This window comes from Leifsonia sp. McL0618 (genome assembly GCF_049994905.1).
Taxonomy (GTDB): domain Bacteria; phylum Actinomycetota; class Actinomycetes; order Actinomycetales; family Microbacteriaceae; genus Diaminobutyricibacter.
The window spans coordinates 1,083,024-1,095,593 of sequence record NZ_CP188258.1; the positions used below are offsets into that span (position 1 = coordinate 1,083,024).

Annotated in this window: 11 protein-coding genes; 4 read left to right on the forward strand and 7 right to left on the reverse strand. The window is 66.1% G+C overall.

What is annotated here, in order from left to right:
- Window positions 1–2 precede the first annotated feature (2 nt).
- Together ACPPVQ_RS05255 and ACPPVQ_RS05260 are read right to left on the reverse strand one after the other, a co-directional pair.
- The gene (locus ACPPVQ_RS05255; protein WP_426519346.1) at window positions 3–1,598 is read right to left on the reverse strand and encodes a S8/S53 family peptidase; all 1,596 of its coding nucleotides are present in this window, start codon (window positions 1,596–1,598) and stop codon (window positions 3–5) included.
- Entirely contained in the window at window positions 1,570–1,953 is a 384-nt protein-coding gene (locus ACPPVQ_RS05260) for a hypothetical protein (RefSeq protein ID WP_426519348.1), read from the reverse strand. Before ACPPVQ_RS05260 ends, ACPPVQ_RS05255 begins: the two co-directional genes overlap by 29 nt.
- Window positions 1,954–2,320: 367 nt before the next feature.
- Between ACPPVQ_RS05260 and ACPPVQ_RS05265 the strand changes: the two genes are divergently transcribed.
- Window positions 2,321–2,788: a MarR family winged helix-turn-helix transcriptional regulator gene (locus ACPPVQ_RS05265; protein WP_426519350.1), complete on the forward strand. Its 468-nt coding sequence runs from the start codon at window positions 2,321–2,323 to the stop codon at window positions 2,786–2,788.
- A gap of 4 nt (window positions 2,789–2,792) precedes the next feature.
- Entirely contained in the window at window positions 2,793–4,025 is a 1,233-nt protein-coding gene (locus ACPPVQ_RS05270) for an MFS transporter (RefSeq protein ID WP_426519352.1), read from the forward strand.
- A gap of 83 nt (window positions 4,026–4,108) precedes the next feature.
- On the opposite strand, the gene ACPPVQ_RS05275 is transcribed toward ACPPVQ_RS05270, so the two are convergent.
- From ACPPVQ_RS05275 to ACPPVQ_RS05295, 5 genes are all read right to left on the reverse strand, one after another.
- Window positions 4,109–5,119, reverse strand: a complete 1,011-nt coding sequence (locus ACPPVQ_RS05275; RefSeq protein WP_426519354.1) for a LacI family DNA-binding transcriptional regulator — start codon at window positions 5,117–5,119, stop codon at window positions 4,109–4,111.
- Window positions 5,120–5,140: 21 nt separating this feature from the next.
- A complete protein-coding gene (locus ACPPVQ_RS05280) occupies window positions 5,141–5,374 on the reverse strand; it encodes a hypothetical protein (RefSeq protein ID WP_426519356.1) in 234 nt (77 codons plus the stop codon).
- A gap of 3 nt (window positions 5,375–5,377) precedes the next feature.
- Window positions 5,378–6,301: a carbohydrate ABC transporter permease gene (locus tag ACPPVQ_RS05285; protein WP_426519358.1), complete on the reverse strand. Its 924-nt coding sequence runs from the start codon at window positions 6,299–6,301 to the stop codon at window positions 5,378–5,380.
- Window positions 6,298–7,338, reverse strand: a complete 1,041-nt coding sequence (locus tag ACPPVQ_RS05290) for a carbohydrate ABC transporter permease (RefSeq protein ID WP_426519360.1) — start codon at window positions 7,336–7,338, stop codon at window positions 6,298–6,300. Before ACPPVQ_RS05290 ends, ACPPVQ_RS05285 begins: the two co-directional genes overlap by 4 nt.
- A gap of 97 nt (window positions 7,339–7,435) precedes the next feature.
- Entirely contained in the window at window positions 7,436–8,719 is a 1,284-nt protein-coding gene (locus ACPPVQ_RS05295; RefSeq protein ID WP_426519362.1) for an ABC transporter substrate-binding protein, read from the reverse strand.
- 121 nt (window positions 8,720–8,840) lie between these two features.
- Between ACPPVQ_RS05295 and ACPPVQ_RS05300 the strand changes: the two genes are divergently transcribed.
- Both ACPPVQ_RS05300 and ACPPVQ_RS05305 read left to right on the forward strand, forming a co-directional pair.
- Window positions 8,841–10,511, forward strand: a complete 1,671-nt coding sequence (locus tag ACPPVQ_RS05300; protein ID WP_426519364.1) for a glycoside hydrolase family 13 protein — start codon at window positions 8,841–8,843, stop codon at window positions 10,509–10,511.
- 89 nt (window positions 10,512–10,600) lie between these two features.
- A complete protein-coding gene (locus tag ACPPVQ_RS05305) occupies window positions 10,601–12,460 on the forward strand; it encodes an ABC transporter ATP-binding protein (protein ID WP_426521403.1) in 1,860 nt (619 codons plus the stop codon).
- Window positions 12,461–12,570 lie beyond the last annotated feature (110 nt).

Genomic DNA, 12,570 nt, shown 5'->3' on the forward strand with positions numbered 1-12,570 from the left:
GGTTATCTCGTGGAAGCTGCGAAGAACTCGACGCCCGCGACGTAGGGGGAGGACATCCTGAAGTCGCTGGCGTCGTTGACGCGACCGGCCGCGTCGAGCCGGAAGCCGACAGTGTTGCCGTTCGGAACCCGGTAACCGATCACAGGTTTGCCGTCAGTGAAGCCGTCCAGCACGAAGACCTGGTCCTTCGAACTCCAGTAGGACATCGCGGTCAGTTCCTGGCCGGCCGAAGTGAACGGGGTGACGGGCGATCCGGTGCCCCACCACGCCCAGGGGCGGCCCGTGTCGGGGTGTCGCATCACGAGGTCGGGGCGGCCGTCGCCGTTCAGGTCCGCGACCCCGACGAGGCGCATGCCCGCAGTGTCCTTCGCGCTCCTCAGAGTGCGGGCCTCGCCGAGTGTCGTGTCTCGCTCCGCCTTCGCCCGGATGATGATCGATCCGTCTGTGGTCTGGGCCAGGAGCGCGGCAATGGTGCCGGGGATGCCGCGTGCATAAGCGAGCGCCGTAATGTCGGTCGCCGCGCCTTCGGCGATCACCATCGGGCCATCGAGCGTGTTCTTCCGGGGGTCGAACTGGCTGTAGAAGATGTCCCGTCCTCGAACGCCGATGAGGCCGTTGGTGCCCAGCATGCCGAAATCGTGAACGGCGATGGTTTTGCTGCGGTCTCTCCAATCGGATGAGAGGTACCGCCACCCCGGAAGATCGATCACGCCGCCCTTCGCGGGATACATCACGACGGTGCTCTTGTCGGCGGCCAGGAGCAGCCATTCGGGATGTCCGTCGCCGTCCCAGTCGTGGGCCGGGCGCGTTCCGCGATCGTTGAGCGCGTCACCCAGCCGGATGCGAGGCGCGACGGCGGCGCTGTTTCCCGCGCGAGTGTCGGCCACGACTACACCGGTACGGCGAAGCCGCCCGAGCAGCTCATCGACGGATGCGTCGGGATATCGGGACCGGAGGACGGCGAACGCTCCCGCGACCTGTGGTGCAGCGAAGGACGTTCCCACCAGCGGTCCCGTCGTCGCGACGCCGTTCGGGGTCATCCAGCCACCCCAGATGGCATCAGGGTTGTCGAGCGTGCTGCTCGCTCCGACAGGGGCGAGAAGGTCGACCCTGGCGGATGCATTGGAGTAGTCGGTCAGCGTGCTCTTATCCGTCACGCCGGTCGCGCCCACTGCGATGACCTCGTCTGCACACGCCCACGATCCGATCGCGTTCCGGGCGCCGTCATTGCCCGCAGCGACGACCACCGCGATGCCTGCCGCTCGTAGTTGTGCGGCCGAATCGGCGAAGCCCATTCCGGGCGTCGTCGGACATCCCGTGCCGTCCCGCACCACTGTGTTCGACGCCGAGATGTTGACGGCGGCAACGTGGTATTTCTTCGCCAGCACGTTGAGTGTGTAATCCAGTGCAGCGTCAACCGCTTCGGGGGCCCAGCCGACGCGGTTCCCCACCTTCAACAGGGCCAGCTGTGCTTTCTGCGCTACGCCGGCGGCCGTGACGGCCACTTGGCCGTTGCTCACCGTGCGCGGCGTCCCTGCTGCGATCGTTGCGACCATCGTGCCGTGCGTCTCATGGCAGCTCTGACCGGGACCGGCCACGCGCTCTACTGTACTGCGATGTGCCGGGACCTATCGTGTACAGCACGGAGGGAAGGTCGGCATTCGTCTGCGCTGAGGGCCCGCACAGGTGTCGGTCCTGGGGGTCGACCCCCGCACGCTCCCGCAGGCCGAAGCACGCTTCTTCGACCACGCGGCCGGCGAGCATCGGATGAGCGGTGTCGAACGCTCCATCGATGACGACGATCATCTGCCCGGCCCCGGAGTACGGTCTTCCCTCGTTGCCGAGAAATGTCCCGTCATCGCCGCCGCCGAGGTTCGCGTTCACGGAGGCGACCTGCGCCCAGCTTGCCGCGGCAGCGGTGGTGGCCCCGCTCAGCACGATGAACGCGGTCACCAGGACACCGGCCGTAAGGCCGAGCCGTCGCCTCCGCGCGACACCGCGAGAAGACGGTGCAATGCCCGGTGTCGCCCGATGATCATAATTCACGTAGGACATCTAAGCACAGGGCACATAAGCATGAAAACGCTTGCAATGGAATTGCACCTGAACCGGGTGTCAGGACGGGGCATAATCCGGGTGCGGTGTGAGTTATATAGCTTGGCTCTTGAATTAGATAGGCAAGCTATATATAATTGGGAGTATCCCAACCCGGAGAATCGCGACCGCCGGCGTGCCCACAAGACACCCGGCTGCCGCACGAAAGAGAAGCATGATGAACACAGCCCTCATATCCCCACCCGCACAGGAGATGGCACCCACGATGGCCACCGACGCAGAACTCCAGAGAATCCTCGGCGACCTCGTCGTCACCAGTCACCGCCTCGCCCGTCTGGCCGCCCGCGTCACCGGCAACACCGAGTCGCCCGCCACCTGGCGTACGCTCAGCGTCCTCACGACGAGCGGCCCGCTGCGGCTCGGCGAACTCGCCTCCCACAGCCGCGTCTCCCAGCCGACGATGACCAAGATCGTCCGCAACCTGGTCGAGACCGAATGGATCAAGCGCATCGCCGACACCGACGACGCGCGGGCATGGCAGATCGCCATCACGCCGAAGGGCGCGGACGCGCTCGAGAACTGGCGCGACCAGCTGGCGACTGCGCTCCTGCCGATGTTCTCCGACCTCGCAGACGACGAGGTCGATTCACTGCGGCACGCTGTCGAGATCATCGGCTCGCGCGTAGAACTGACGGATGCCGCATCCGCCGCACTCAGAGGAAGCCGCAACTAGACGCATGGCACACGACAAACCCGCAAACATCCTTTCCCAGCCCACCGCCGTCTGGGCGGTGGCGTTCGCCTCCGTGATCGCGTTCATGGGCATCGGTCTCGTCGACCCCATCCTTCCCGCGATCGCGCACAGCCTCCAGGCCACCCCGACACAGACGGAGATGCTGTTCACCAGCTACCTCCTGATCACCGGCGTCGCCATGTTCTTCACGAGCTGGCTGTCCAGCCGCATCGGCGCCAAGCGCACACTGCTGATCGGCCTGGCGCTGATCGTCGTCTTCGCGCTTGCGGCAGGGCTCTCGCAGAACGTGGAATCGATCATCGGGTTCCGTGCCGGCTGGGGCCTCGGCAACGCCCTCTTCATTTCGACGGCGCTCGCGACGATCGTCGGTGCTGCGTCCGGCGGAACCTCGTCGGCGATCATCCTCTATGAGGCGGCTCTCGGCCTCGGCATCGCGATCGGCCCCCTGCTGGGCGGCCTGCTCGGCAGCTGGAGCTGGCGCGGGCCGTTCTTCGGTACTGCGACCCTCATGGCGATCGGCTTCGTCGCAATCGCGACCCTGCTGCGCAAAGACCCGGAGAAGCCCACCCCGACGCCACTCTCCGCGCCGTTCCGTGCGCTCGCGAACCCGTCGCTCGGCTTCCTCGCGGCAGCCGCACTGTTCTACAACATCGGGTTCTTCGTGCTGCTCGCCTACACGCCGTTCGCACTCGTGCCCCTCGGCGTCTCGAGCGCGATCAGCCTCGGCTTCATCTTCTTCGGCTGGGGCGTGTCGTTGGCGGTCACCTCCGTGTGGGTGGCGCCACTGCTCACGCGCTGGCTTCCGCGCACCCGCGTGCTGTGGATCGTCATGCCGCTCCTCGCCGTCGACCTCGCCGCCGCCGGCCTGCTCAGCCACTCGGTGGTCGGGCTGATCGTCTGCGTCATCGTCGGCGGCCTGCTGCTGGGCGTCCTGAACACGGTGCTCACCGAGTGCGTGATGGAGGCGACCGACCTGCCCCGTGCTGTCGCATCCAGCGCGTATTCGGGCGTGCGGTTCCTCGGCGGCGCGATCGCGCCTCCCGCGGCCACACTGCTGGCCGCGACGTTCACCGCAGCGACCCCGTTCTACGCCGCAGCCATCTCGGTCCTCGTGGCGACTGCTCTCATCATGATCGGCCACCGCTACCTCAAGCGCGTCGACGGCGTCGAGGAGTCGCTCCTCGAAGAGGCCGAGGCCCTCACCGCAGCCGCCTAGCTTCTCCGAGCGCTCGAGCACAGGGAAAAACACCCGAAACGCGAGTTTCAGGGTGCTTTTTCCTGTGCCCGACGCCAGCCGCGTCAGCGGCGCGGGGGAGCGGTGCTGGTGCGCTCGATCAGGGTGACCGGCATCTTGAGGGAACGGGCGCGCGGCTCGCCGCCGTTCAGCTCGTCCAGCAAGATGCGCGCAGCGACCGCGCCCTGTTCGAACGGGTCCTGCGCCATCGTGGTGAGACCGAACGACTCGGCGAAGTCGTGGTTGTCGATCCCGATCACGGAGAGGTCCTCAGGAACGCGCAGCCCGTGGTCGAATGCTGCGAGGATCGCGCCCATCGCCATCTCGTCCGAGCCTGCGAACACAGCGGTCGGTCGGGGACCTTCGCGGTCCAGGAGGCTGTTCATCGACGCACGACTGACCGGCAGCGAGAAACCGCCGGGGATGATCCAGTCGCGACGAACGGGAATGCCGGCATCCCTGAGCGCATCCTGGAATCCGTGCATCCGGCCGATCGGAACCTGGCGGTTGAGGCCCTCCTCGTCTTCGCCGCCGAGGTGCGCGATGTCGCGGTGCCCGAGGGCGATCAAGTGCTCGGTCGCGCGCCGGGCCGTGCCGCGTTCGTCGATGCCGACACTGCGGAGGCCGCGCACGGGACCGCCGACGACGATGGTGGGATGCCCGGTGGAGGCGAGCTGGTGGCGCTCGTCCGGTGTGAAATCCAGGCACATCGCAAGCAGGGCATCCGTTCGCTTCCGCAGGATGGTCCGGTGGAACACGCGCTCCCGGTCGCCGCGATGGCCGCCCAGGTTGAACAGGATCATGTCGTAGCTCGCCGAGCGCAGTTCCGCGTCGACGCCCTCGAGCACGGACGTATAGAACCAGCGGCTCACCGACGGGACGACCACCCCCATCGCGAGCGTGCGGCCGCTGGCCAGCCCGGACGCGCTCGACGATGCGACGTAACCGAGCTCATCCGCCGCCCGCCGCACCCGCGCACGGGTCTTGTCGGAGACGTTCGGGAGCCCGCGAAGGGCGCGCGACACCGTCGCGGTGGACACGCCCGTCGCACGCGCGACCTCGTCGATGCCTGCCACAGTGAGTCACCACTCCGTCGGTCAGGAGCCCTTGTGCAGCGGGTCCCGGGCCTGAAGGGCGGCATCACGCATACGGATGCGCGCCCGCCACAGCAGGCCGAGTGTGATGACGAAGACGAGCAGCGTCAGGGCCCAGCCAAGGGCATCGGCGCCCGTGAGCTCGCTCACGATCGTAACGATGAGGAACACGAAGGCGAAGAAGCCCACGAGCCCGATGCCGACATCCACCAGGTAGCGTGGATCGTTCCAATGCATCGTTTATCCCTTCACGCCCCCGGCGGTGAGGCCGGCGACGATCCGCCGCTGGAAGACCAGCACGAGGATGATGATCGGGATCGTCACGATGGTGCCCGCTGCCATGATCGTCGTGTACGGCTCCTCGTGCGGCTGGCTGCCGGTGAAGCTCGCAATCGCAACCGTCACGGGCTGCGTCGCGTCACTGGACAGCTGGCTGGAGATCAGGAACTCGTTCCAGGACGAGATGAACGCGAGGATCGCGGTCGTGAAGACGGCCGGCGCGGCGAGCGGGAGGATGATCTTACGGAACGCCTGGGCCTGGGTGCACCCGTCGATGCGTGCCGACTCCTCGAGGTCCCACGGCATCTCGCGGAAGAACGAGGTGAGGGTGAAGACCGTCAGGGGCAGCACGAACGAGATCTCAGGGATGATCAGGGCCTGGTAGGTGCCGATCCACCCGATGTTCGTGAAGAGCTGGAACAGCGGAGTGATGAGCGCGACGCCCGGGAACATCGAGGCGCCGAGGACGATGCCCAGAATGATCCCCTTGGCGAGGAAGTCGAGCCTGGCCAGCGCGTATGAGGCGAAGATGCCGACCACCAGACCGACGACCGTCACGCAGACGCCGATGATGAGGCTGTTGATGATCGCCTGGACGAGGTGGTTGCCTCCACTGGTGGACAGCGCAGTCGCGTAGTTGTCCCAGGTGAAGTGCGTCGGACCGGGTGTCGTCTCGAACGTGTACCCGACCTCGCGGAACGACGTCACGATCATCCAGTAGAACGGGATGATGCACCAGAGCACGATGATGAGCGCGCTGATGCCGGTGCGTGCACCCTGGCTGCGTACGCGGCGACGGAACTTCTTCTTCGCCTGGACGTCGAGGGTGTGCGATGGGCCTCCCTTGGCCGTCGTGGCCGGTTTGGGGCTGGCTACGGTAGTCATTCTGCCTTCACACCCTTCTGCTGGTTCTCGGTCGTTCGCACGACGTTGGCTCCGAGGAACCGCACGAAGATGAATGCGACGAGGAAGATGATGAGGAACGTGATCGTCGACAGGGCTGAGGCACTGTTGAACCCTTGCCTGATCTGTTTCACGACGAGGATCGACAGGGTGGTCGTCGCATTACCGGTGCCACCACCGCCTCCGGTGAGGATCTGGGGCAGGTCGTAGATGCGGAGCGCGTCGAGCGTGCGGAACAGGATCGCCACCAGCAGTGCCGGTTTCACGAGGGGCAATGTGATCCGCATGAACCTCTGGTAGGTCGTCGCGCCGTCCATCTTCGCGGCTTCATACACCTCTTCAGGGATGATCTGGAGACCGGCGAGGATCAGGAGGGCCATGAAAGGCGTGGTCTTCCACGTGTCGGCGATGATCACGGCGAAGCGGGAAGCCCACTCGTCACTCGTCCAGAGGATCTGGGTGTTGAGCATCACGTTCGCAATGCCGGCGGTCGAGAAGATGAAGAACCAGAGCTTGGCGGTAACCGCGGTGGGGATTGCCCACGGAACCAGGATCGCCGCGCGGACGAGTCCGCGTCCGCGGAAGGTGCGGTTCATGATGAGCGCGAACCAGATTCCGAGGATCGTCTCGAGGATGACCGTGGTCACGGTGAAGAAGAAGGTCACGAACACCGCGCCCCAGAACTGCGACCCGAGGCTTCCTGGCGGACATGAAATGGTGGTGCCGTTCGGACCGGCGCACTGCTGGAACAGCCAGTGCGTGTAGTTCTGGAACCCGGCGAAGCCTCCCTGCACGAACAGTCCGGTGGCGGGATCGAGCCCGGCGTCCTTCTGGAACGACATGATGATGGCGCTGACCACGGGATAGCCGATGACGATGGCCAGCATGACCAAAGTCGGTGCGATCAGGTAGATCGCCCATCGTGCCTCGCGGCCGCGGGCCTTCTTCGCCCCCGCGCGGAGAGTGGGCTTTTTGTCGGTGGGTGTCTTCGGTGGTGCTTCGACTTTCTGGGTAGACATCGGTGTCTCCTGGAGGTGAGAAAGCGAGTTGGTGGAAGGTGTCCCGGGCGGTGGATGAGTTGAGACTCCACCGCCCGGGATCGACCGTTTCCTTCTATTAGCCGCCGGATGTCGCCGTCTGGATGGCGGCCGCCATGTCCTTCAGCGCCTGGTCAACAGTCTTGTCACCCTTCAGGGCGGCGTAGGTGTTGTCCTGAACGGCTGTGGTGATGGCCGGGTAGAACGGCGAGACCGGACGCGGGACCGCGTTCGAGATCGACGTCTTCAGCGTGGACAGGTACGGCAGCTGTGTGTTCAGTGCTGCGTCGTCGTACAGGGCCGAAAGCACCGGAGCCAGCGAGCCCTGGGTCACGAAGAACTTCTGGGTCTCTTCGCTCTGCAGGAACTTCAGGAACTCGAATGCCGTCGCCTTGTGCTTGGAGTAGACGCTGATCGCCGCGTTGTGTCCACCGAGGCTGGAGACACCAGGACCGTTCACGCCCGGGAGGGGTGCGACGCCGAAGGTGGTCTTGACCTTCGAGCTTCCGTCGGTCTTCGCCAGGCTGTACACGTACGGCCAGTTGCGCAGGAACAGGAGCTTGCCGGCTTCGAAGGCCATGCGGCCCTGCTCCTCCTGGAAGGTGATGGCGTCTGCGGGGATGTCACCGTTCTTGAACGCGTCAGTCAGGCGGGTGAGCCCGGCCTTCGCTTCTGGGCTGTTGACCGTGACGGTCTTGCCGTCGTCGCCGACGATGGTGCCGCCGTTGGTGTTGATCGCCTCGGCCGCGTTCACTGTCAGGCCTTCGTACTTGAAGAACTGGCCGGCGTAGCAACCGATGTTGTGCGCCTTGGCGATCGCGCAGTCCTTGAGCATGGCATCCCAGGTTGTGGGCGGCGTGGGTACGAGGTCTTTGCGGTAGTAGAGGATGCCTCCATCCGAAGTCTGTGGTGCTGCGTACTGGGTGCCGTTGTATGTGCCGGCTTTGACGGTCGGTGCAAGGAGCGCCGAGTTGTCCATCTTGAAGCTGCCGGTCAGTGGCTGGAGCCATCCCTTCGCAGCGAATTCACCCGTCCACACCACGTCGACATCGACGACGTCGTAGTTGGGATCTTTCGCCTGGAAGTGCTGCACGAGGTCATCGTGCTGCTGGTCGGCCTGGTCGGTCTGTTCCTTGAAGGTGACCTTCTCGCTGGGATGTGCCGTGTTCCACTTGTCGACGAGCGGGCGCACGACATTGCTGTTGTCCTTGCCCTGGACGTAGGTGATCGGACCCTTGCCCGTGAGGTTGGCGCCGGCGTCTCCGCCCGACGATCCACCAGATGACCCCCCGCCGGTACATCCGGCGAGTGCGATACCGAGGACGGCGACTCCGGCTATGACGGAGAGACGTGCTGCTTTCATTTCACTCCTCGTTGAGCTGCTTGGTGCAGGCGCGGTTGCGTCTTGGTTCGTCACGCTATACCGTGACCCGGTGATGTGCAAGCGTTTGACGTAAGCGCTTGCATCACGATTTGGAGCCGAAATGACGGAAAAAGCAGACGTGCAGTCCCCTCCCCAGACGGGGGCCGCTTCGGCGGGCGACTGGTGGCGCGATGCCGTGATCTACCAGATCTACCCGCGCTCGTTCGCCGACTCCGACGGTGACGGTATCGGTGACCTTCGCGGTGTCGTCCAGCACCTCGGCTACCTCTCCGCCCTCGGAGTCGATGCGCTCTGGTTCTCTCCCTTCTATGTGTCGCCGCAGGCCGACGCCGGTTACGACGTCGCCGACTATCGCGACATCGACCCGCTGTTCGGCACACTCGCCGATTTCGACGCCCTGCTCGCCGCCGCACACGAGCGGGGACTGCGAGTGATCGTCGACCTCGTTCCGAACCACACATCGAACGAGCACGCGTGGTTCCGCGAAGCGATCGCCGCGGAGCCGGGAAGCCCTGCCCGCGACCGTTACCTCTTTCGCGACGGACTCGGAGAGCACGGTGAACTCGCCCCCAACAACTGGACATCGGTGTTCGGCGGCGCCGCCTGGACGCAGGTCGACGACGGACGAGACGCGCCCCAGTGGTACCTCCACCTGTTCGACCCGGCGCAGCCCGACCTGAACTGGCGCAACCCCGAGGTCGTCGATGAGTTCAAGGACATCCTCCGGTTCTGGCTGGATCGTGGTGTCGACGGCTTCCGCATCGACGTCGCGCATGGCCTCATCAAGCAGGCCGACCTCCCCGACTGGCACGTGAAGTCCGCGGAGCTGGAGGGCGGTGGAAACCGCGGTCCGATGTGGGATCAGGACGACGTGCACGACATCTACCGCGGCTGGCACGCGGTGCTCGCGGAGTACGGCGGCGACCGCATCCTGGTCGCGGAGGCCTGGGTCTCGCCCGCGGAGCGGCTGAGTCGATATGTGCGCAGTGACGAAATGCAGCAGGCCTTCAATTTCGAGTTCATGACGGTCGGCTGGGACGCCGTCGGTATGAAGGACTCCATCGACCTCGCCCTGCAGACGAACGCTGCGGTCGGCGCGACCACGACGTGGGTGCTGTCGAACCATGACGTCGTGCGCCACGCATCCCGGTTCGGCCTGCGCGACGCGACGAGCTGGCCGAAGGGGATCGGCGCGCACCAAGAGCAGCCGGATGCGGAGCTCGGGCTGAGCCGAGCACGTGCGGCGACGCTGATGGTGCTCGCACTCCCGGGGTCGGCCTATATCTACGAAGGGGAGGAGCTGGGGCTCCCCGAGCACACCACGCTGCCCGACGAGGTGCGCCAGGATCCCAGCTTCGCCCGTACCGGCGGTGTCGAGACGGGCCGCGACGGCGCCAGGGTGCCGATTCCCTGGGTGGCGGATGCGCCGGCGTACGGCTTCAGTCCGACCGGCGCGAGCTGGCTGCCGCAGCCTGCCGCATTCCGGGCGCTCGCCGCCGACCGGCAGGAGGGTGTGGCCGGTTCCACCCTGGAGCTGTACCGCGAGGCACTCCGGCTGCGCCGTGAACATGCGCTCGGCCGGGGTGCTCTCGAGTGGACGTCGGCGGATGCGAACACGCTGGCCTTCACGAATCGCGGTGTGCGGGTGCTGGCGAACTTCGGTCCGCGGCCGGCTCCGCTTCCGGCCGGTGCGCGCATCCTCCTGGCCAGCGAGCCGGACGCGGTGTCCGGTGGCGCACTCGCGCCCAACCGAACGGTCTGGCTGACCTGACGCTTCTTGCGCCGAGAGAAGGGGACGGGGCTGCCAGGAGTGTCTGGGGGAAAGCGTAGGCTCGCAACGTGAGTACTGCGCGCGGTGGGATGGTCGGTCGAGGCGGCCGGGTGAGCGGCGGAGACGTCGCGGCGCAGAAGGCCCTGAATGCGACCGCCCCCACGATCCCGCACCTGATGCGGCGCATCAGCGGCCTGTTCACGCCGCACAAGGGTGCCCTCGTCATGACGGTCATCCTTGTCCTGATCGGCGCGGCCCTGTCGGTGGTGCCTCCGCTGCTCACGCAGCGCGCGTTCGACGACGGCCTCTTCCCGAAGAGCGGCACGCCGGACATGCCGGTGCTCGTCTCGATCGTCGTCGCGATGATCATCGTCTTCGTCTCGTCGGCGCTCCTGGGGGTCTGGCAGACGTTCCTGACCGCATCCGTCGGCAACAAAGTGATGGGCGCGCTGCGCGTGCGCCTGTTCAGCCACCTGCAGTCGATGGAGCTCAGCTTCTTCACCAAGACCAAGACCGGCATCATCCAGTCCCGGCTTCAGAACGACGTGGGGGGCGTGGCGAGCGTGCTGACCAACACGGTCTCCAGCGTGCTCGGCAACACGGTCACCGTGATCGCGGCGTTCGTCGCCATGCTGCTGCTCAACTGGCAGCTGACCGTGATCGCCGTCATTCTCATGCCTATCCTGGTCATCGCCCAGCGGCGCGTCGGGCAGGTGCGGGCGCGCATCGCGACCAAGACGCAGGAGTCGCTCTCCGATATGACGGCGATCACCCAGGAGACGCTGAGCGTTTCGGGCATCCTGCTGTCGAAGAGCTTCAACCGGCAGGCGACCGAGGTCGGGCGGTACGACGACGAGAACCAGAACCAGATCCGCCTCCAGGTGAGCCAGTCGATGAGCGGCCAGTGGTTCTTCGCGATGGTCAACGTCTTCCTCTCGAGCATCCCGGCGATCGTTTACCTGGTCGCGGGCTGGCTCATCCTGGGAGGGGCGACGGATATCAGCGCAGGCACGATCGTCGCCTTCACCACCGTGCAGGCGCGGTTGCTGTTCCCGCTCCTCGGGCTCATGCGCGTCGCTCTCGACCTGCAGACCTCGGGCGCCCTGTTCGCGCGCATCTTCGAATACCTCGACCTGAAGCCCGCAATCGCCGACCTGCCTGGTGCGGTCCCGGTCGACACCACCCGCGACCTCGGCCGCGTGGAGTTCGACCACGTCACCTTCCGTTACCCGGACGCGCGGCCCGGCGAACGGGCGACGCTCGACGACGTCTCGTTCGTGATCGAGCCGGGTGAGTTCGCGGCATTCGTGGGGCCCTCCGGGGCGGGCAAGACCACGGTGTCCTATCTCATTCCCCGGTTCTACGATGCGACGGCGGGCCGGATCGTGTTCGGCGACACGGAACTGCGCGACCTGCAGCAGGAGTCGCTCGTCGCACACATCGGGGTCGTCAGCCAGGAGACCTACCTGTTCCACGCGTCGATCGCCGAGAATCTCCGCTACGCGAAACCGGATGCCACGCAGGAACAGATCGAGGCGGCGGCGCGCCAGGCGAACATTCATGAGACGATCGCCGGGTTCCCCGACGGCTACGAGACGCTCGTCGGAGAACGCGGCTATCGCCTGTCGGGTGGCGAGAAGCAGCGCATCGCGATCGCCCGCGTGCTGCTCAAGAACCCGGAGGTCCTCATCCTCGACGAGGCAACGAGCGCGCTGGACTCCATCTCGGAGCGGATCGTGCAGGCAGCGCTCGACACGGCATCGAGGGGCCGCACGACCATCGCTATCGCGCACCGGCTCTCGACGATCGTCGCGGCGGACGTGATCTTCGTGATCGACCACGGCCAGGTCGTCGAGCGCGGCACGCACCGTGAGCTCATGGACCGGGGCGGCGTCTACGCACGCCTCTACGCCGAGCAGACCCAGAGCTCGCCGGTCGTACTCGACTGACGGCCGGGCCGGCCGGGTTCGTCGCGCTGCGCGCCGGCAATCAGCGCGCCGGCATCCGTGCGCGGGCATCCGTTCTGGGTCTTCGGCTGGGCGAGCACGGATGTTAGGCT